The 19,521-nt window shown below is 68.5% G+C and carries 16 protein-coding genes, 2 tRNA genes and 1 riboswitch; of the genes, 8 read left to right on the top strand and 10 right to left on the bottom strand.

All coding sequences use genetic code 11. From position 1 onward, the window contains the following. Window positions 1–561 precede the first annotated feature (561 nt). From BJ992_RS23245 to BJ992_RS23275, 7 genes are all read right to left on the bottom strand, one after another. Window positions 562–3,150, bottom strand: a complete 2,589-nt coding sequence (locus BJ992_RS23245) for a valine--tRNA ligase (RefSeq protein WP_184984417.1) — start codon at window positions 3,148–3,150, stop codon at window positions 562–564. A gap of 247 nt (window positions 3,151–3,397) precedes the next feature. Continuing rightward, on the bottom strand, window positions 3,398–4,684 hold the full coding sequence (clpX, locus tag BJ992_RS23250) for an ATP-dependent Clp protease ATP-binding subunit ClpX (RefSeq protein WP_184984419.1): 1,287 nt from the start codon (window positions 4,682–4,684) through the stop codon (window positions 3,398–3,400). Between the two features lie 180 nt (window positions 4,685–4,864). After that, complete coding sequence (locus BJ992_RS23255; protein ID WP_184984421.1) at window positions 4,865–5,509, bottom strand: ATP-dependent Clp protease proteolytic subunit; 645 nt, start codon at window positions 5,507–5,509, stop codon at window positions 4,865–4,867. A gap of 9 nt (window positions 5,510–5,518) precedes the next feature. Beyond that, window positions 5,519–6,163, bottom strand: a complete 645-nt coding sequence (locus BJ992_RS23260; protein WP_184984423.1) for an ATP-dependent Clp protease proteolytic subunit — start codon at window positions 6,161–6,163, stop codon at window positions 5,519–5,521. Window positions 6,164–6,281: 118 nt separating this feature from the next. After that, window positions 6,282–7,838: a Na+/H+ antiporter gene (locus tag BJ992_RS23265; protein WP_184984425.1), complete on the bottom strand. Its 1,557-nt coding sequence runs from the start codon at window positions 7,836–7,838 to the stop codon at window positions 6,282–6,284. Window positions 7,839–8,031: 193 nt separating this feature from the next. Next, on the bottom strand, window positions 8,032–9,411 hold the full coding sequence (tig, locus tag BJ992_RS23270) for a trigger factor (protein WP_184984427.1): 1,380 nt from the start codon (window positions 9,409–9,411) through the stop codon (window positions 8,032–8,034). A gap of 208 nt (window positions 9,412–9,619) precedes the next feature. Continuing rightward, complete coding sequence (locus BJ992_RS23275) at window positions 9,620–10,489, bottom strand: helix-turn-helix domain-containing protein (RefSeq protein ID WP_184984429.1); 870 nt, start codon at window positions 10,487–10,489, stop codon at window positions 9,620–9,622. A gap of 250 nt (window positions 10,490–10,739) precedes the next feature. On the opposite strand from BJ992_RS23275, the gene BJ992_RS23280 reads away from it, so the two are divergent. Next, entirely contained in the window at window positions 10,740–11,249 is a 510-nt protein-coding gene (locus tag BJ992_RS23280) for an ATP-binding protein (RefSeq protein ID WP_246496754.1), read from the top strand. A 163-nt stretch (window positions 11,250–11,412) separates the two neighbouring features. Here the strand turns inward: BJ992_RS23280 and BJ992_RS23285 are convergent. Beyond that, a tRNA-Pro gene (locus tag BJ992_RS23285) sits at window positions 11,413–11,486 on the bottom strand. A 91-nt stretch (window positions 11,487–11,577) separates the two neighbouring features. On the opposite strand from BJ992_RS23285, the gene BJ992_RS23290 reads away from it, so the two are divergent. The 3 genes from BJ992_RS23290 (at window position 11,578) to BJ992_RS23300 (ending at window position 13,917) form a co-directional block, all read left to right on the top strand. Further along, a tRNA-Gly gene (locus tag BJ992_RS23290) sits at window positions 11,578–11,648 on the top strand. 221 nt (window positions 11,649–11,869) lie between these two features. Then, window positions 11,870–13,261 carry a dihydrolipoyl dehydrogenase family protein gene (locus BJ992_RS23295; RefSeq protein ID WP_184984431.1) on the top strand — a complete coding sequence of 464 codons (1,392 nt, stop codon included), beginning with the start codon at window positions 11,870–11,872 and terminating at the stop codon, window positions 13,259–13,261. 104 nt (window positions 13,262–13,365) lie between these two features. Further along, on the top strand, window positions 13,366–13,917 hold the full coding sequence (locus tag BJ992_RS23300; protein ID WP_184984433.1) for a TIGR03086 family metal-binding protein: 552 nt from the start codon (window positions 13,366–13,368) through the stop codon (window positions 13,915–13,917). Window positions 13,918–13,999: 82 nt separating this feature from the next. Here the strand turns inward: BJ992_RS23300 and BJ992_RS34570 are convergent, their stop codons facing one another. After that, window positions 14,000–14,074 (bottom strand): 50S ribosomal protein bL37, encoded by a 75-nt coding sequence (locus tag BJ992_RS34570; RefSeq protein ID WP_425503734.1) that lies wholly within the window; start codon window positions 14,072–14,074, stop codon window positions 14,000–14,002. A 171-nt stretch (window positions 14,075–14,245) separates the two neighbouring features. On the opposite strand from BJ992_RS34570, the gene BJ992_RS23305 reads away from it, so the two are divergent. The 3 genes from BJ992_RS23305 to BJ992_RS23315 all read left to right on the top strand — a co-directional run bounded on the left by BJ992_RS23305 (window position 14,246) and on the right by BJ992_RS23315 (window position 17,297). Beyond that, a complete protein-coding gene (locus BJ992_RS23305) occupies window positions 14,246–15,052 on the top strand; it encodes a DeoR/GlpR family DNA-binding transcription regulator (RefSeq protein ID WP_184984435.1) in 807 nt (268 codons plus the stop codon). Next, complete coding sequence (gene galT / locus BJ992_RS23310; RefSeq protein WP_184984437.1) at window positions 15,049–16,119, top strand: galactose-1-phosphate uridylyltransferase; 1,071 nt, start codon at window positions 15,049–15,051, stop codon at window positions 16,117–16,119. The genes BJ992_RS23305 and galT overlap by 4 nt, the downstream gene beginning before the upstream one ends. 72 nt (window positions 16,120–16,191) lie before the next feature. Further along, window positions 16,192–16,332: riboswitch (cyclic di-AMP (ydaO/yuaA leader) on the top strand. Window positions 16,333–16,361: 29 nt separating this feature from the next. Further along, window positions 16,362–17,297: a VldE C-terminal domain-containing protein gene (locus BJ992_RS23315; protein WP_343072811.1), complete on the top strand. Its 936-nt coding sequence runs from the start codon at window positions 16,362–16,364 to the stop codon at window positions 17,295–17,297. A 47-nt stretch (window positions 17,298–17,344) separates the two neighbouring features. Here the strand turns inward: BJ992_RS23315 and BJ992_RS23320 are convergent, their stop codons facing one another. Then, window positions 17,345–18,649 carry a M50 family metallopeptidase gene (locus BJ992_RS23320; protein WP_184984439.1) on the bottom strand — a complete coding sequence of 435 codons (1,305 nt, stop codon included), beginning with the start codon at window positions 18,647–18,649 and terminating at the stop codon, window positions 17,345–17,347. A 251-nt stretch (window positions 18,650–18,900) separates the two neighbouring features. On the opposite strand from BJ992_RS23320, the gene BJ992_RS23325 reads away from it, so the two are divergent. After that, entirely contained in the window at window positions 18,901–19,506 is a 606-nt protein-coding gene (locus tag BJ992_RS23325; RefSeq protein ID WP_184984441.1) for a response regulator transcription factor, read from the top strand. Window positions 19,507–19,521: the final 15 nt, after the last annotated feature.

The raw sequence follows: 19,521 nt of genomic DNA on the forward strand, positions 1-19,521 counted from the left end.
AGCGAAAGATCCCCCCCGCTAAAAGGGGAACCCCTCATCAAAGGAAACCATCCCCAGGCACCCTGCCGAACACGGCGAGGAACCCCAAGGGGACGGGGTTATGCATGAACTTCATGCACTGGCTTTTAGCACACTGTTGAGTTCTCAAGAAACGGACGCGTACACCGGCCGATTCGGATCTCAGATCCGGCCCCGCCGGGGCTCATTTCCGTTCGCTCTGTGTAAGAGCAACTCCTCAAACTTACCCAGGCCCTTGAGTCTGGTCAAACCGCGACGCAGAGCTCTCAAACTCAGATGAGTCTTCGGATGTGCAGGAGGTCGATCGCCGATGAAACCTGGCCGGCTCCCGGTCTCCGCTCTGTCGAGCGGGGGCCGCGATCACCCTGCGGATAAAACTGTAGCACCGGTGAGGCGGTGCCATGACCATCTTCGCCGGACTCCTAGTCCTTCCCTGCGGGGTGGGTCCCAAACATGGAACCTCAGGCAATCTCTGGAGCCTGTCGGACATGACGTGAGCCCGCGACCGGTAACCCGGTCGCGGGCTCACCAGGAGAGGCGGGCTCAGCCGGCGGGGAGGGCTGCGAGCTGGGCTTCGAGGCGGGCGATGTCGGCGTCGGCCTGTGCGGCGCGGGTGCGGACCTTGGTGACGACGTCGTCCGGGGCCTTGGCCATGAACTGCTCGTTGGCCAGCTTGGCGGCCACCTGTGCGGCCTCCTTGCGTGCGGCTGCGAGGTCCTTGTCGAGACGTCTGCGCTCTGCGGCAACGTCGATGGTGCCGGCGGTGTCGAGCTCCACCACGGAGGTGCCTACGGCCAGGCGGGCTGTGGCGGAGAAGGCGGGGCCGGGTGGGTCGAGGCGCAGGAGGGTGCGGACGGCGCCTTCGTGTGTGGCGAGAGAGCCCTCGAGCACCAGGTGCGCGGCGACTCGCTGGCCGGGTTTGAGGCCCTGGTCGGAGCGGAAGCGCCGCACTTCGGTGATAAGGTCCTGGACGGCCAGGATCTCGCGCTCGGCTGCCGGATCGGCGTAGACCGGGTCGAGGGTGGGCCAGGACGCCACGACGACGGAGGGTCGCGCGGTCAGTGCGCGCCAGAGCTCTTCGGTGACGAACGGCATGAGGGGGTGCAGGAGGCGCAGCAGCGCGTCGAGCACGTGGCCGAGCACGATACGGGTGCGCTCGGCGCGGTCTCCGCCTTCCGCGATCTGGATCTTGGCGAGCTCGACGTACCAGTCGCAGACCTCGTCCCACGCGAAGTGGTAGAGCTGGTCGGAGATCTTGGCGAACTCGAAGTCCTCGTATGCCGTGTCCACGGCCTCGATGACGGTGTGCAGGCGGGAGAGGATCCACCGGTCGGCGACGGTGAGGTCGCCGGGGGCCGGCAGGGGGGCCGCGACGGTTGCGCCGTTGAGCAGGGTGAACCTGGCGGCGTTCCAGATCTTGTTGCAGAAGTTGCGCGAGCCGGCGGCCCAGTCGTCGCTGATGGCGACGTCCGAGCCGGGGGACGCGCCGCGCAGCAGGGTGAAGCGGGTGGCGTCAGCGCCGTACCGCTCGATCCAGTCGAGGGGGTCGACCACGTTGCCGAAGGATTTGGACATTTTCTTGCCGAACTGGTCGCGCACCATGCCGTGCAACGCGACCGTGCGGAACGGGGGCTCGCCGTCCATGGCGTAGAGGCCGAACATCATCATGCGCGCGACCCAGAAGAACAGGATGTCGTACCCGGTCACCAGGACCGTGGTCGGGTAGAAGCGCTCCAGCTCGGGGGTGCGCTCCGGCCAGCCGAGCGTGGAGAACGGCCACAGCGCGGAGGAGAACCACGTGTCCAGGACGTCGGGGTCCTGGGTGTAGCCCGTCGGCGGCTCCTCGTCGGGGCCGACGCATACGACCTCGCCCTCGGGGCCGTACCACACGGGGATGCGGTGGCCCCACCACAGCTGGCGGGAGATGCACCAGTCGTGCATGTCGTCGACCCAGTCGAAGTAGCGCTTGGCGAGCTCCGGCGGGTGGACGCGGGTGCGTCCGTCGCGGACGGCGTCACCGGCGGCCTTGGCGAGCGGCTGGACGTTGACGAACCACTGCAGGGACAGCCGCGGCTCGACGACGGTCTTGCAGCGGGAGCAGTGACCGACGGCGTGGACGTAGGGGCGTCTCTCGGCGACGACACGGCCCTCGGCGCGCAGCGCGGCCACGACGGCGGGCCTGGCCTCGAAACGGTCGAGGCCGAGGAAGGGCCCGTGCGCGGTGACCACGCCGCGGTCGTCCATGACCGTGAGCGAGGGGAGGCCGTGCCGGCGGCCGATCTCGAAGTCGTTGGGGTCGTGCGCGGGGGTGACCTTGACGGCGCCGGTGCCGAACGACGGGTCGACGTGCTCGTCGGCGACGACGGGGATCATGCGGCCGGTGAGCGGCAGCTCGACCATGGTGCCGACCAGGTGCGCGTACCGCTCGTCCGCAGGGTGGACGGCGACGGCGGTGTCGCCGAGCATGGTCTCGGCGCGGGTGGTGGCGACCACGATGGACGCGTCGCCTTCGCCGTACCGGATGGAGACGAGCTCGCCCTCGTCGTCGGAGTGGTCGACCTCGATGTCGGACAGTGCGGTGAGGCAGCGGGGGCACCAGTTGATGATGCGCTCGGCGCGGTAGATCAGCCCGTCGTCGAACAGGTGCTTGAAGATGGTCTGGACGGCCCGGGACAGGCCGTCGTCCATGGTGAAGCGCTCGCGGGTCCAGTCGACGCCGTCGCCGAGCTTGGTCATCTGGCCGAGGATGCGGCCGCCTGACTCTTCCTTCCACTGCCAGACGCGCTCCACGAACGCCTCGCGGCCGAGGTCGTGGCGGGACAGGCCCTGCTTGGCGAGCTCGCGCTCGACGACGTTCTGGGTGGCGATGCCGGCGTGGTCCATGCCGGGGAGCCAGAGCGTCTGGTGGCCGCGCATGCGGGCACGGCGGGTGAGGACGTCCTGGATGGAGTGGTCGAGCGCGTGGCCGATGTGCAGGACACCGGTCACGTTGGGGGGCGGTAGCACGATGGAGTAGGGCTCGCCGCCGCCGCCTACGTCCGCCGTGAAGTAGCCCTCCGCGACCCAGCGTTCGTAGCTGCGGGTCTCGACGTCTGCGGGTGCGTACTGTGTCGGCAGATCAGGCGTTGTCACAGCGACATTCTAGGGACGTCCCGGCTCTGTCTGAGCCCGTGTGCCGTAGTGCGCCCTTAATCCGCTATTCGGACATGCCACCTGTTAGCGGTGATCTGTCCCCAAAAACCACTTTCTGTGTGGCACAAAGGGAGCCTCACTACGGATCGTCATCTCCCGTGCGGACCGGCGGCACATGACACGGCCCGTCGCGGCGAGCGCCGGACGGGCCATGATCATACGAAGGGTCACGCCCCCTGTGCGGAGCTCAGGCCGACTTCTCTCGCGGCGTGCGCTGCTGCTTGGTGGCGTTCAGCTGGTCACGGGGTACCAGCGTCGGGTTGACGTGCTCCAGGACCGACTCCCTGGTGATGACGACCCGCGCGACGTCCTGACGGGACGGCACTTCGTACATCACCGAGAGGAGGACCTCCTCCATGATGGCCCGCAGGCCGCGCGCGCCGGTGCCGCGCAGGATCGCCTGGTCGGCGATGGCCTCCAGCGCGTCGTCGGTGAACTCGAGCTCGACGTTGTCCAGCTCGAACAGGCGGCGGTACTGCTTGACCAGCGCGTTCCTCGGCTCGGTGAGGATCTGGATGAGCGCCTCGCGGTCGAGGTTGTGCACGCTGGTGATCACCGGGAGGCGGCCGACGAACTCGGGGATCATGCCGAACTTCAGCAGGTCCTCCGGCATGACGTCGGAGAAGATGTCCGAGGCGTCGATCTCGTCCTTGGAGTGGATGATCGCGTTGAAGCCGATGCCCTTCTTGCCGACCCGGGACTCGATGATCTTCTCGAGGCCGGCGAACGCGCCGCCGCAGATGAACAGCACGTTGGTGGTGTCGATCTGGATGAACTCCTGGTGGGGATGCTTGCGGCCGCCCTGCGGCGGGACCGAGGCCGTGGTGCCCTCCAGGATCTTCAGCAGCGCCTGCTGCACACCCTCGCCCGAGACGTCCCGGGTGATCGAGGGGTTCTCGCTCTTGCGGGCTATCTTGTCGACCTCGTCGATGTAGATGATGCCCGTCTCGGCCTTCTTGACGTCGTAGTCGGCCGCCTGGATGAGCTTCAGGAGGATGTTCTCGACGTCCTCACCGACGTACCCGGCTTCGGTGAGCGCCGTGGCGTCCGCGATGGCGAACGGGACGTTGAGCATCTTGGCCAGTGTCTGTGCCAGCAAGGTCTTGCCCGACCCGGTGGGGCCGAGCAGGAGGATGTTGGACTTGGCCAGCTCGATGCCGTCGTCGCGGCCACGCTCACCGGACTGCACGCGCTTGTAGTGGTTGTACACCGCCACCGAGAGCGCCTTCTTGGCCTTGTCCTGGCCGATGACGTAGGCGTCCAGGAACTCGTAGATCTCACGAGGCTTGGGGAGACTGTCCCACTTCAACTCGGAGGACTCGGAGAGCTCCTCCTCGATGATCTCGTTGCAGAGATCGATGCACTCATCGCAGATGTATACGCCGGGTCCGGCGATGAGCTTCTTGACTTGCTTCTGGCTCTTCCCACAGAACGAGCACTTCAGCAGGTCTCCGCCGTCGCCGATGCGTGCCACCCCAGATACTCCTTTGCGTGGGACCGCCTGCTCCGCGATCCGAATCTTGCGGACTCGGTCCGAAAAGTCATCCCGCTCAGGTTTCGACGTTACCGTCTTCTGGGCCCTCAGTGCGCCCCCTAGCGGTGAGTCGCACCGGAACGTGCCCAATTGGGCACCGTTCCGGTGCGATCCGCGTCCTCAGGAAGCCACGGCTTGAGCGCGTTTCTTCCGTGAGGGGATGATGTCGTCGATCAGGCCGTATGCCTTGGCCTCGTCGGCGTTGAGGATCTTGTCGCGCTCGATGTCGCGACGGACCTCCTCAGGCGCCTTGCCCGAGTGCCTGGCGACGATCTCCTCCAGCAGCGAGCGCATGCGCAGGATCTCGCGTGCCTGGATCTCGATGTCGCTGCCCTGGCCGCCGCCCTCGGTGGACGGCTGGTGGATCAGCACCCGCGCGTTCGGCAGCGCGAAGCGCTTGCCAGGGGTGCCGCCGGCCAGCAGCACGGCCGCCGCCGAGGCCGCCTGCCCGAGGCAGACGGTCTGGATCTCGGGCCTGACGAACTGCATCGTGTCGTAGATCGCCGTCATCGCGGTGAACGAGCCGCCTGGCGAGTTGATGTAGATGCTGATGTCCCGGTCGGGATCGAGGGACTCCAGCGTCAGCAGCTGCGCCATGACGTCGTTGGCCGACGCGTCGTCGATCTGCACCCCGAGGAAGATGATCCGGTCCTCGAAGAGCTTGTTGTATGGGTTCATCTCCTTCACGCCGTACGTCGTGCGTTCGACGAACGAAGGGATGATGTATCGGCCGCTGATGTCCCCCGGCCGGATCAAGTCGCTCACTGTTGCCCCTTAGGAGACGGCGCCCTCGGAGGGCACCTGCCGCGCGCTGCGCACGACGTGGTCGATGAAGCCGTAGTCCTTGGCCTCCTCGGCCGTGAACCAGCGGTCCCGATCGGAGTCCTTCTCGATCTGGTCGAGCGGCTGGCCGGTGTGGAAGGCGATGCGCTCCGCCAAGGTCTTCTTGACGTAGAGCATCTGCTCCGCCTGGATCGCGATGTCCGCGGCCGTGCCGCCGATGCCGCCGGAGGGCTGGTGCATCATGATGCGCGCGTGCGGCAGCGCGTACCGCTTGCCCTGCGCGCCGGCGCAGAGCAGGAACTGCCCCATGGAGGCGGCGAGTCCCATGGCCACCGTGCAGACATCGTTCGGCACATACTCCATCATGTCGTAAATCGCCATGCCGGCCGTCACCGAACCGCCCGGGGAGTTGATGTAAAGCCAGATGTCCCGGTCGGCGTCGTCCGCGGCGAGAAGAAGAAGCTCGGCGGTGATGCGGTTGGCGACCTCGTCGTCCACCGCGGTGCCAAGCACCACGATGCGCTCGCGCAGCAGACGGTTGTACAGCTGGTCCTCAAGACGATACGCGCCGTTTTCACGGCCGCGCCCCTGCGGCCCCTGGCCGAAGGGCGAATGTGAGGTCGGCGGGCTGGTCACAGCGTCACCTTCCGATGCGTCGTAATCGATGGGCTTTGCTTGTGACCTTAACCCGGCACACCGACCGGTTACGCCTCGTCCCCATCCTGTTCGCTGACGGCGCATGTCTGGGGGACGGTCACGAGGCACTCGATCGGCGGTGGTGTTCCAGGTCCAGTTCATGCGTCAACCGCCGCCGGATCTCCTCGCTGACGCGGCCGCTCTCGTAAAGCTGGTCGAGCTTCTCGCGCTGCGCCTTGGCGAGTTCCTCACGCACCTCGCGCGCGCCTTCCGTACTCTCGTCGTCCTCGTCGTCCAGCAGCGCGCGTACCCGGTCGAGGCGGAGTTCGAGCAACTGGCGGAAGACGTCCGCGGTGCGTTCGTCCACCGTGTCGTCGGCGGCGAGCTCGTCCAGCCTGGCCAGAGCGGCCTCGGTGGTCTCGCGGCGGGCCTCGGCCTCCTCGGCGGCCTCCTCGTCCGATTCGCCGAGCTTCAGGCGGCGCATGAGACGCGGCAGGGTGGTGGTCTGGCCGAGGAGCGTCACGAGGACGACCACGGCGCCAATGAAGATCAACAGGGGCCGATGTGGCACGTCGAGGGGGATGGACAGGGCGATGGCCAGGGTCACGGCGCCTCGGATGCCGGCCCAGCCCATCACCAATCGCTCCGAGCGGCCGATCTCGTCGAACGACAGATGGCGGCCAGGCAGCCACCGTGCCAGGGGGAACACCCCGAGGGTCCAACCGATCCGCGCCAGCACGACGGCGGCGACCGCCAGTGCCGCCACACCGGCGAGCACGAACACGGGGTAGTCCGCGACACTCGCGACGACGTGCCGGATCTCCAGACCCAGCAGGACGAACAGGCTCGACTCCAGCAGGAACGCCAGCATGTCCCAGAACGTTTTGCCCGCGAGCCGGGAGACCGGCGGGAGCATGCCCTCGGCACGGACACCGAGGTAGAAACCGGTGGTGACGACGGCGAGCACGCCGGAGAACTCGAAGTGCTCGGCCGGCAGGTAGGCGAGGAACGGCGTGAGCAGCGACACGACGATCTGCGCGCCGACGTCCTTGATCCGCAGGCGCACGCGAGCGATCACCCAGCCGAGCACCAGCCCGTACAGCACGCCACCCGCCACGACCCGCAGCAGCGTCAGGGCTCCCTCGGAGAGGCTCACCGGGTCCTCAAGGGCCGCGAGAGCCAGTCCGAAGAGGGTGAGGGCCACGGCGTCGTTGACGAGGCTCTCACCCTCAAGAATGGTCACCAGGCGCCTCGGAGCGCCTAGGCGTTGCATCACCGAGGTGGCCGCCACGGGGTCGGTGGGGGCGACGGCGGCGCCTATGGCGAGGGCCGCGGCCCACCCCACCTCGGGGATGGCGAAGTTGAGTGCGGCCGCCACCGCCACGGCGGTCACACAGGTCAAGCCGAAGGCCAGGACCGAGATGGGGACCGCGTCCTCCCTGCTCTCGCGTGGTGCGGTGAGGAAGGCCGCACGGTAGACCAGCAGCGGGAGGTAGATGTTGAGCACCACTTCCGGCGGCGGGATCGCGGCGTCCATGCCGGGGATGAAGCTGGCGCCGACGCCGAGCAGTACGAGAGGAATCGCCTCGGGAACGCCGAGGCGGCGGGCCGTCACCCGTCCTGCCAGCATGAGGACGGCGATGAGCATTGCGATGAACAGATATTGCTCAAGCATCGAGGAGCCGGTCTGCGCAGATCACAGCCGCTCAGATTGCCCATGAATCAGCAAAAAACACACTAAAGCTCACTTATTTGTGGTGAGCCGGGATTCGCGAGGTCTGAACGCGTGAAGGCCGTCCGGCGCGCATGGAACGCGCCGAACGGCCCTCGTGTCGCTGTGCCGACGGCCCTTAGGCGGGGACCTCAGATCACTGAGCGGGCTGAACGGTGGGCTCCGGCGGCGGAGCGGCACCCTCCTGCTCGGGGTTGAGCTCGGCGTAGATGGCCTTGAGGTCGACGTCGGCGCCGGCCTCGTCGGTGATCTTGGCGGAGTCGCCGACCACGGTCTTGGCCTTCTCACGGACGATCTCGACCATGGCCAGGGTCAGCTGGTCGTTGTCCGCGAGGTGCTGGGCCAGCGTGTTGGGGGCGACGCCGAGCTGCGCGGCGCGGCGCACCACGAACTCGGTGAGCTCCTGCTCGTTGACCCCCAGCTCCTCCTGCTTGACGATCTTGTCGAGGACGAAACCGGTCTTGATGGCTTTGCGCGCGTTGGTCTCGAACTCGGCGAAGCGCTCTTCCTCAGTGGTCTGGTAGAGACGGAAGTACGCCTCACGGCTCAGGCCGCTCTCGCCGATCTGGTGCTCGAGGTTGTGCTTGCGCGCGTCGACCTCGGCGGTGAGCGCGCTCTCGGGGAGCGGGATGTCGATCTGGTCGAGCAGGGCCGTCACGGCGTTCTCACGGGCCTGCACGACCTGGTCGATGAGCTTGTTGCGGCGGGCCTGGCCGCGCAGGCTCTCGCGCAGCTCCTCAAGGGTGTCGAACTCGCTGGCGAGACCCGCGAACTCGTCGTCCAACTCGGGGAGCACCTTCTCCTTGACGCTCTTGACGTGGATGGTGACGTCGGCTTCCTCGCCGGCGTTCTCGCCACCCACCAGGGTCGTGGTGAAGGTCTTCTCGTCCCCGGCGGCCATGCCGACGAGGGAGTCGTCCAGGCCCTGCAGGACCGAGCCGGCACCGACCTCGTAGGAGACGTCCGAGGCCTGCTGCTCCTCGATGTTCCTGCCGTCGATGGTGGCCGTGAGGTCCATCACGACGTAGTCACCCGTGGCGGCGGGCCGCTCGACCCCGGTGAGGGTGGCGAAGCGCTGACGCAGTGCGTCGATCTGGGTGTCGATGTCGTCGTCGGTGACCTCGGCCGAGGGGACGGTGACCTCGATGCCGGAGTAGTCGGGGACGTCGAAGGACGGCCGGACGTCCACCTCGGCGGTGAACTCGACCTCCTTGCCGTCATCGATCTTGGTGACCTCGATCTCGGGCTGGCTCACCGGGAAGACGTCGCTCTCGTCGACGGCCTGGCCGTAAAGCTTGGGCAGGGCCTCGTTGAGGGTCTCCTCCAGAACCACCGCGCGGCCGAAGCGCTGCTCGATGATGCGGGCGGGAACCTTGCCGGGGCGGAAGCCGGGAACGCGCACCTGCTGCGCGACCTTCTTGTACGCCGCCTGCATGCTCGTTTCGAGCTCCTCGAACGGCACCTCGACGGTGAGCCTGACCCGGGTGGGGCTCAGCTCCTCGACAGCGGTCTTCACGGGGTGGTCTCCTTGATCAAGCTTCTGGTGATCGCGGGCGCGTCATGCCGTACGGCCACCGCGACATGCTCGCGCGCCGCGCCCACATGGGCGGCTCAGTGCACGGGACGAACGGGCACATCCTGAGGGGCATGCGCTACCGCGGCGGGTGTCCAGCGCCGCATGCCAGTCTAGGGCAGGTGGGCGGCTCCGGCGTCATCGACAGGCGTCAGAGTCTATCAGAGATGATCTTCTGGAGGATTTCAACGGTCGCCTCGGGGGTGGTGCTGACCGCGCACAGCCGCTCCATCACCTCGCCGTAACGGTCGACCTCCTCGCGTTTGTCCAGGTAGAGCGCACTGGCGAGCTGCTCGACGTAGACGACGTCAGGCAGCTCCTTGTCGCCGAAGCGCAAGATGCTGAACGCGCCACCCTCGGCGCTGTGGCCGCCGTAACTGAAAGGCATCACCTGAATGGTGATGCCGGGCAGCCTCATCAGCTCCAGGAGGTGCTGGAGCTGGCCCCGCATCACCTCGGCGCCGCCGATGGGCCGCCGCAGCGCGGCCTCGTCGATGACGGCCCAGAAGACCGGACCGTCGGGACGGTCGAGCACCCGCTGGCGCTCCATGCGGAGGTCGACCCTGCGGGCGATCTCGGCGGGGCCGATGCCGGCCGCGCCGGCGGTGATGACCGCGCGCGCGTACTCCTTGGTCTGCAGGAGGCCCGGCACGAACTGCACCTCGTAGGTGCGGATGCGGGTCGCGGCCTCCTCAAGGCCGACGTAGGCCTGGAACCAGGACGGCAGCAGGTCGTTGAAGCGGTGCCACCACCCGGGCTCGTTGGCCCGCTCCACGAGGTCCATGACGGCGGTGCGCGCCTCGATGTCCGCGACACCGTAATAGGTGAGCAGGTCGGCGACGTCGCGCTCCTTGAAGCCGACGCGGCCGAGCTCCATGCGGCTGATCTTGGACTCGGAGCCGCGGATCTGGTGACCCGCCTCCTCACGAGTGATGCCCTTGTTCTCCCGCAAGCGGCGCAACTGCGACCCCAGCATAATGCGGAGGGCCGTCGGTCCCGATCCGGTCTGGAATGCGGTCATCTGCGCCCTCCTTTCTTCTGCTTCGCTCGGGCCAGCCAACACAGTGTCACCACTTCCGGCCCTCGTGACAAGGCCTGCTCACTCTGGCGTTTTTCCGGACGCACCACCGGGAGGTGTGCGTCTGCACGCTACACATGCACGTGCATTTGGGTCTTGCACCGAACCGAATACTCACCCATGATGGCCTAGTGCATATTGGGTTAAACGTGCACCGACCCATATAGCAGCCATGTGACCGCGGAGACGTGAGATGACAGCGGGAGGTATCGGCACCATGCTGGAGCCCGTGTCCGCGGCCCACTGCCTGGAAGTGACACGCGAGATCGGGTTCCAGAGACTGCTGCGCTCCAGCGGCAGGGAGGACACCACCACCTGCCCTCTCCGCCCGCAGGCCGACTCGGTGCGCACCGCCAGGGACGTCACCCGCAGCACCTTGCGCCGATGGGGTTTCGAGGACCTCGGCGACGACGCCGCACTCGTGGTCTCCGAGCTCGTGACCAACGCCGTCCGCTACGCCCCCCACGCCGCGCGGCGTCTCGACTCCCACCCGATCGTCCTGATGCTTCTCAGGCTCACCCCGCACGTGCTGCTCGCGGTCTCCGACCCGAGCGACGACATCCCCCGGCCCAAAGAGCCCGATTTCGTCTCAGAGCACGGCCGCGGCCTGTACATCGTGGACACCTACAGCACCTGCTGGGGCTGGGACGTCCTGGATGAAGGCGGCAAAGCCGTCTGGGCCCTGTTCCGCACCCGTAACTGACGGCCCGGAACGGCCTGTTTCGCGGCCGACAAGCCCTCGAGTGGCGTACGGCGGGGAATTTCGGGCCTCGCGAGGACCCTTTTCGGCACCCCCGCCGGCGACCTCCCGGCGGCGGCGCCAGGTGAAACTTTCCACCCGGGCCCGCCGCCCGAAAACCGCCTTGTCGGGGTGACCGGATTTGAACCGATGATCTCCTGCACCCAAAGCAGGCGCGCTACCAAGCTGCGCTACACCCCGCGACCGCCGGCCGCTCGCGCACCTGGAATCTCCGGTACGCTTACGTCCTGACGGACCGGCAGAAGTCTAGACCAGACCAACACCGGCTCGCGCGGACGTAGCTCAATGGTAGAGCCCCAGTCTTCCAAACTGGCTACGCGGGTTCGATTCCCGTCGTCCGCTCTCACCACGAAGGCCCAGGCCGGGGACATGGTCTCCGATCCCGGGCCTTGTTCGTCTCCGGCCTGAATTCGATTTCGTGCCCGTTCTCCGATTCGCCCTCCTCGGCCCTGTGTCGGCGTGGCTCCAGCCCGCACCCGCGTCGGCGAGTGCGGCGAGCACGGCCCCGGCGCGTACGGGCCCGGCCATGGGTTGGAGCTCGGGGCACGGGGCAGGTGGCACTCATGGGCACGGAGAAAGAAGGCAAGAGGAAAGACGAGTTCGATGTCGTCGTGCTGGGGCTCGGGCCCGGTGGCGAGGATCTTGGTCAGCGGCTGGCGGAGGCGGGGCTGGCCGTGGCGGGGGTGGAGGCCGAGCTGGTCGGTGGGGAGTGCCCGTACTGGGCCTGTGTGCCGTCCAAGATGATGCTCCGCGCGGCGGAGGTGCTGGCCGAGTGCCGGCGTGTTCCCGGGCTGGCGGGGACGTCGCACGCGCAGCCGGACTGGGGGCCGGTGGCGCGCAGGATCAGGGAAGAGGCGACCGACGACTGGAACGACAAGGTCGCGGCGGAGCGTTTCGCGGGTACGGGTGCCACGCTGGTGCGTGGGAGGGGACGGATCACCGGGGACCGTGAGGTGACCGTGGAGCCCTCGGGGAGCGGCGGGGAGGCCCGGGTGCTGCGTGCGCGGCGCGGGGTCGTGGTCGCCACCGGCACCGTGCCGGCGATTCCGCCGGTCCCGGGGCTCGCGGAGACCCCGTACTGGACCAACCGTGAAGCCGTCAGTACCGACAGGGTGCCGGAGTCGCTGATCGTGCTCGGCGGCGGCGCCGTCGGGGTGGAGTTGGCGCAGGCGTTCGCGCGGTTCGGCGCCGAGGTCACGCTGGTGGAGTCCGCCGAGCGGCTGCTGCCGGGTGAGGAGCCCGAGGCGGGTGAGTTGCTGGCCAGGACGTTCGCCGCGGAAGGCATCACGGTGCGCACCGGGACGAAGGTGACGCGGGTCGACCACCACGGGTCGGCGTTCACCGCCATGACCGAGGACGGCAGTTACCGCGCGGAGCGGCTGCTGGTCGCCACCGGCCGCCGGGTCGATCTCGCGGCCGTCGGAGCGGGAGCGATGGGGCTCGACGAGTCCGCGAAGGCCATCGAGGTGGACGACCACATGCGGGCCGCGGACGGGCTGTGGGCCATCGGCGACGTCACGGGGGAGGGAGCGTTCACGCATGTGGCGATCTACCAGGCAGGCGTCGCGCTGGCGGACATCCTCGGCGAGGCGGGTCCGGTGTGGCGGCGTGACGCCGTGCCGCGGGTGACCTTCACCGACCCCGAGGTCGGCGGTGTGGGACTGACCGAGGCCAAGGCGCGCCAGGCGGGGGTCCCGGTGCGGGTGGTCACCGGTGACCTGTCGGGCCGGGGGTGGATCCACCAGGCGGAGGGCTTCGTCAAGCTGGTGGCCGAGGACGGCGCCGACCCGGTGCTGGTGGGGGCGAGCGCGGCGGGGCCGTACGCGGGTGAGGTGCTCGGCATGCTCACTCTGGCGGTGCACGCGCGGGTGCCGGTGCGGGAGCTGAAGTCAATGATCTACGCATATCCGACATTCCACCGGGCAGTGGGGGACGCGCTGAAGAAGATGGACTGACCTCGGCGGGGACGCGTCCGCGCTGACCGGGTCCGGCCAGTGCCGCTCGGTGTAGAGATCTTCCCGACGGGCTAACGTCGGAGGCGACGACGCGGGAGGGTCAGATGACGGTGGGCATCCGCGAGGCGTACCGGCGTGCGCTCGACGGCTGCGCGGCGCAGGTGCAGCGGGTCGGCCCGGGGCAGTGGCGCGACCCCACGCCGTGCTCGGGCTGGGACGTGCGCACCCTGGTCAACCACCTCGTGCAGGAGTGCCTGTTCGTCCCCGAGCTGTTGTCGGGCCGCTCGGTCGCGGAGGTCGGCGACCTTTTCGAGGGCGACCTGCTCGGCGACGACCCGGTGAAGGCGTTCGACGTGGCGGCCGCGGCCGCCGTGCGGGCCACCGCGCCACCGGACGTACTCGGCCGCGTGGTGCGATTATCGTTCGGCGACGTCCCGTGCGAGGAGTACCTGACCGAGTTGTTCGCGGACGCGCTGATCCACACATGGGACGTCGCGACCGCCGTCGGCCGGCCGGTGCGGCTCGATCCCGAGCTGGTGCGGTTGTGCACCGAGTGGTTCGCGGGTGCCGAGGCCGACGACACGCAGGCCCTCGGCGAGCACCCCGGCACCGACCCTCTGACACGCCTGCTGGCCGCCTGGGGCCGGCACGGCTGACCGATGCCGGCAAAAGCCGTCGGCGGGGTGGCGTGGCGGCGCCTGGAGGGCCGGTGCGCCAGGTGCTTGAGAACTCGGCGTCTCAGCTGTTGGGCCGCCGGCCGTGGTTGGCCCTCTTCTTCTTGCGGGCCCGGCCTTTGCGTGCTCGTCTGCCCATCTCGGATCACCTTTCCCTTGGGTCTCCTCCCCCACGATGCCCGCCGGCGCCGCGGTCCCACAAGTCTCGATCTTGAGAAAAGCGTCTCGATCCCACGGTTCCCCCATGTTCCAACAGCCAGAGTGTGCCAATGTGGGATGATTTGCTGGAATCTGTGGAAAAGGAGAACTGATGCTGGCCCAGCAGCGGCAGCAGGCGATCCTGCGGCGCGTGCGAAAGCACGGGGCGGCCCGGGTGGCCGAGCTGGTGCGTGATCTCGGGGTGTCGGACATGACGATCCGCCGCGATCTGGAGGTGCTCGCCGAGCAGGGGCTGGTCGAGAAGGTCCACGGCGGCGCGACGGCCGTCGGAGCCGGTTCGACCGAGGAGCCCGGCTTCGCCGCCAAGTCGATGCGCCAGCAGGCCGAGAAGGAAGCCATCGCGCGGCGCGCCGCCGAGCTCGCCGGGCCCGGTACGGCGGTCGCGCTGTCGGCCGGCACCACCACCTGGACCCTGGCACACCACCTGGCCGAGGTGCCGAAGCTGACGGTCATCACCAACTCCCCGCGCGTGGCCGACGTGTTCCACCACGGACGGCAGGACCAGACCGTCGTGCTGACCGGCGGTGTGCGCACCCCCTCCGACGCTCTGGTGGGGCCGGTGGCGGTGGCCGCCGTGCGGTCGCTGAACGTCGACACACTCATGCTCGGCGTGCACGGCATGAGCACCCGTGCCGGCTTCAGCACACCGAACATGCTGGAGGCCGAGACCGACCGTGAGCTCGTGGCGGCGGCGCAGCGTCTGGTCGTGCTGGCCGACCACACCAAGTGGGGCACGGTGGGCTTCAGCACCATCGCGCGACTGGAGGAGGCCGACGTGGTGGTCAGCGACACCGGCCTGCCGGATGACGCGCGTGAGGCCCTCGCCGAGCGCGTCGGCACGCTGATCCTGGCCGAGCCCGCGGCCGACGAGAACGACGACGAGGCGGTACGACCGTGAAACGGACCATCACCCATCTGGCGGACGGCCGCGAGCTGATCTACTTCGACCGCCGGGACGACGCCGACCGCGGCGCGCACGACTCCCGCGACCTGCCGCCACGTCCGCCGGCGTCGCAACTGCGGTACGACCCGCTGCTGGACGAGTGGGTGGCGGTCGCCGGTCACCGGCAGACCCGGACGTTCCTCCCTCCGGCCGACCAGTGCCCGCTGTGTCCCTCGACGCCGGGGAACGCCACCGAGATCCCCGCCGCCGGCTACGACGTCGCCGTGTTCGAGAACCGCTTCCCGTCGTTCAGCCTCGCGCCGGTGGAGCTTCCGCGGGTCGGCGGGCTCAGTGAGGTACGGCCGGGGGCCGGCCGCTGTGAGGTGGTGTGCTTCACCGACCGGCACGACTCGTCGTTCTCCGCGCTCTCCCCCGGCCAGGTGGACCTCGTGCTCCAGGCGTGGGCCGACCGCACGTCCGAGTTGTCCGCGCTGCCCGGCGTGGAGCAGGTCTTCTGTTTCGAGAACCGCGGCTCGGAGATCGGCATCACCCTGGCCCATCCGCACGGCCAGATCTACGCGTACCCGTACGTCACCCCGCGCACCCGGCAGATGCTCGGCTCGGCGGCGCGGTACCGCGAGCGCACCGGCGAGAACCTGTTCGCCGACGTGCTTGCGGCCGAGAGGGAGGCGGGGACGCGGGTGGTGGCGGCCGGGGAGCACTGGACGGCGTTCGTGCCGGCGGCGGCGCGCTGGCCGTTCGAGGTGCACGTCTACCTCAACCGGCAGGTTCCGGACCTGAGCGCGCTGGAGCCGGAGGAGCGTGCCGAGTTCGGGCCGCTGTACACGGGGGTCCTGCGGCGGCTCGACGGGCTGTTCGGGGTGCCGATGCCGTACGTCGCGGCCTGGCACCAGGCGCCGGTGCGGGAGGGCCGGGACCTCGCGTACCTGCATCTGGAGCTGTTCAGTGTGCGGCGGGCCAAGGACAAGCTGAAGTACCTGGCGGGCTCGGAGTCGGCGATGGGGGCGTTCGTCAACGACGTGTTGCCTGAGGAAGCGGCACGCATGCTCAGAGGCGAGTAGTTTCGCCCAATTTGTCCGATGAGTCGCCACAAGTGGCGGCAGAGTACTACCATCCCATCGAACCCGCCGGTCACGGCGGTAACGCCAAATCCCAGGCGCCTCGCCAGGGAACCGGGGACCCGTGCTTCTCTGGGGTGAATCCACCCATGTGGTGGTAGGGCGACTCCGGCCCGAACCCGTCAGCTAACCCGGTCGGCGCACGAGAGGAGAAGGCCCTGCCGCGCACTTTCGGCGGTTCCGTGGTGACGGCCGCGTGTGTCCTGCTCATGACCGGGCTCGTCCCCGGTCAGGCCGTGGCGGGGGCAACCGCTCCCAAACCCACGGAGAAGGAGCTCAAGGCGCAGCTCGCGTCGCTCAACAAGAAGGTCGACAAGCTGATCGCCGAGTACGGCGCCAAGCGTGCCGCCGTCGCCAAGGCCAAGGCGGCGGAGAAGGCGGCACGTGACCGGCTCAAGGCCGCCGAGGAGGCGTACGCCGTGGCCGCCGACGACGTCGGCGACATCGCGCAGCTGAGTTACCAGGCCGGCGGCATGGGCCTGATCCGGGAACTGGTGACCCCCGGTGGCTCGGCGATGGTCGAGCAGCTCCAGGCCGAGCAGAGCGCACGGCTCAGCGGGTTCGCCACGGCCCGCGACACGCGCAAGCGCGCCGCCGGGGACGCCGAACGGCTCACCGCCGCGCTGCGCGACGACATGACCGAGCTGAGCGGCAGGCGCAAGGACGCCGAGAAGCTGATCGGCGAGATCAAGGACAAGCTCGACCGGCTGGTCCCCACCGCTCCCGGCAAGCGCGCCAACGGGGCCTGGGCTCCGGAACTGCCGTCCGGCAGCGACAACATCACGCCACGGATGAGACTGTTGCGCGCCGAGGTGCGCGACCACTTCACCCTGCGTTTCCCGGTCGGCTGCTACCGGGCCGAGAACAGCGGTGAACACCCGCTCGGCCGGGCCTGCGACTTCATGATGAGCTCCGGCGGCGCCATGCCCTCGGCCGCGGACGCCGCCCTCGGCGACGAGCTCGCCGCCTGGGCCATCAAGAACGGCGGCAAACTCGGCGTCAAGTACGTCATCTACCGCCAGCGCATCTACAACCTGGGCTTCCCCGGCTGGCGCGCCATGTCCGACCGCGGCGGCGTCACGGCCAACCACTTCGACCACGTGCACATCTCGATGTACTGATCGTGGCACCGGCCGAGCCGGCCCGGGACCCGGGCCGGCGGCGTGGGTCAGCCCGACAGGCGGATGGGGTTGACGATGTCGGCGTAGATGAGCAGCGTGCTCGTGACGAGCAGGACGGCGACCACGGCGTACGTCAGAGGCAGGGCCTTGGCGATGTCGACGTACCCGGGGGTGGGGCGGCGGCGCACGCGTGCGTAGGCACGTTTGATGCCTTCCCACAGCGCGCCGGCGATCTGGCCGCCGTCCAGCGGGAGCAGCGGGACAAGGTTGAACAGGCCGATGGCGAGGTTCACCAGTGCGACGAGCTGGATCAGCGAGATGATCTTGGCGTCGAGCGGTGCGGCGGACGCGGCGATCTCACCGCCGATGCGGCCGGCGCCGACGATGCTGGCGGGGCTGTCGAGGTCGCGCTTGGCGCCGCTGAAGGCGGCGTCCCAGACGTTGCCGAGGCGCTCGGGGAACTTGGCCAGCGCGGCGGCGGTGCGCGCGGTGATGTCGCCCATGGTGCTGAAGACGTAACCGATGCCCTGCCGCTCGACGACCATCACCGAGCTCACACCGAGGAAGCCCGCGTTCTTCTCGATCTTGGTGGGGTCATCGGGGGAGGGAGCGTCGCGGCCGATGAGCGTGGGGGTGAGGGTGACCGGCCGGCCGTTGCGCTCGATCTGGAGGGTGATCGGTCCCGCGCCGTGCGCGCGGATCAGCCCGGTCGCCTGCTCCCAGGTGGTGATGCGGGTGCCGCCGACGGCGACGATCTTGTCGTTGACATGCAGGCCGGCCAGCGCCGCGGGTGACTTGGGGTGTGCGGAGGTGCACTGCTTGCCCTGCTGCTGCTCCTGGACCGTCATCACGCACTGGGACACCGTGGCCACGATCGGCTTGGCGACCTGGATGCCGAAGCCCATGAAGACGACGGCGAACAGCAGGAAGGCCAGCACGAAGTTCATGGCGGGGCCGCCGATGAAGATGATCAGGCGCTGCCACCACGGCTTGCGGTACAGCACGCGGTCCTCGTCACCGGGCCTGACGTCCTCGAGCGAGGCCTGGCGCGCGCTCTCGATCAGGCCCTGCCAGTAGCCGGTGGACAGGTTGCGCAGCTTGCCGTGGTCCTGGGGCCGCGGCGGAAGCGGCCCGATCATGCGGATGTAGCCGCCGAGCGGAATCCATTTCACGCCGTATTCGGTTTCCTTGCCCCGCCTGGACCACAGGGTGGGGCCGAATCCGACCATGTACTGGGTGACCTTCACGCCGAAGAACTTGGCGGGGACCAGGTGGCCGATCTCGTGCAGGGCAATCGACGCCATCAAGCCGAGGAAGAAGATGAGAAACCCGGCCACGACGAGCCAGCTCATAGGTGCGGCCTCCCACATGCGGAGAAGTGCGTTGGGTTCGGATTGCCCTGTGACGAGACTAACCGAACTCCGGCACGCCCCGGACCAGGCGGGTTAATCATCCTCACACTGACCGACCGCAGGAGTGACTTGCGCGAGATGCAGCGAATCGAGAGACTGCATTGACGGTACGCAATCATCTCGACACCGTGGGATATGACTCGGTTAAGTAACATTTGCCGGATTCTGCGCCAATGCCCCCTAGGAGAACCTTGATACGCATCCTGGTTGCCGAACATCTCCCCCTCGTCCGGCGGGGACTGGTGGCCTCGCTGGACGCGGAGAAGGATCTCGCGGTGATCGCCGATGTGGCCTGTGGCGAGTACGTCGTGCCGGCGGCGCTGGAGCTCGACCCTGACGTCGCCGTCATGGACGTGGACCTCCCCGACCTCGACGGCCTGACCGTGGCGACCCGGCTGCACGACAAGGCGCCGAGGTGCAGGGTGCTGCTGCTGTCCGCGCAGCCCAACCCGGGCCAGGTGCGCCGTGCCTTCGCCGCGCACGCCTTGGGTTTCCTGAGCATCGACGTGGCCCCTGAGCAGTTGTCCGACGGCATCAGGAAGGTCGCCTCCGGACGCAAGGCCGTCGACTCCGATCTCGCCATCGCCGCGCTGACGTCGGCGGACAACCCCCTGACGCCAAGAGAGATGGACGTGCTGCGGCTCGCGGCGCAAGGCTCGGCCTCCAAGGAGATCGCCGCCAAGCTGTACCTGTCCGTGGGAACGGTCCGCAACCATCTGTCGCGGGTGATGTACAAGACCGGTGCGCGCAACCGCCTGGACGCCGTGCGCATCGCGAGCGAGGCCGGCTGGCTGTAGGAAGGTGGCCTGCCG

Source organism: Sphaerisporangium rubeum, assembly GCF_014207705.1.
Classification (GTDB): domain Bacteria; phylum Actinomycetota; class Actinomycetes; order Streptosporangiales; family Streptosporangiaceae; genus Sphaerisporangium; species Sphaerisporangium rubeum.

Excerpts from the sequence above, each read along its gene's own strand:
- BJ992_RS23265 (WP_184984425.1), bottom strand. The coding sequence starts at position 7,838 with ATGCTTGAGCAATATCTGTTCATCGCAATGCTCATCGCCGTCCTCATG.
- BJ992_RS23275 (WP_184984429.1), bottom strand. The coding sequence starts at position 10,489 with ATGACCGCATTCCAGACCGGATCGGGACCGACGGCCCTCCGCATTATG.
- BJ992_RS23280 (WP_246496754.1), top strand. The coding sequence starts at position 10,740 with ATGACAGCGGGAGGTATCGGCACCATGCTGGAGCCCGTGTCCGCGGCC.
- BJ992_RS23295 (WP_184984431.1), top strand. The coding sequence starts at position 11,870 with ATGGGCACGGAGAAAGAAGGCAAGAGGAAAGACGAGTTCGATGTCGTC.
- BJ992_RS23300 (WP_184984433.1), top strand. The coding sequence starts at position 13,366 with ATGACGGTGGGCATCCGCGAGGCGTACCGGCGTGCGCTCGACGGCTGC.
- BJ992_RS23305 (WP_184984435.1), top strand. The coding sequence starts at position 14,246 with ATGCTGGCCCAGCAGCGGCAGCAGGCGATCCTGCGGCGCGTGCGAAAG.
- BJ992_RS23320 (WP_184984439.1), bottom strand. The coding sequence starts at position 18,649 with ATGAGCTGGCTCGTCGTGGCCGGGTTTCTCATCTTCTTCCTCGGCTTG.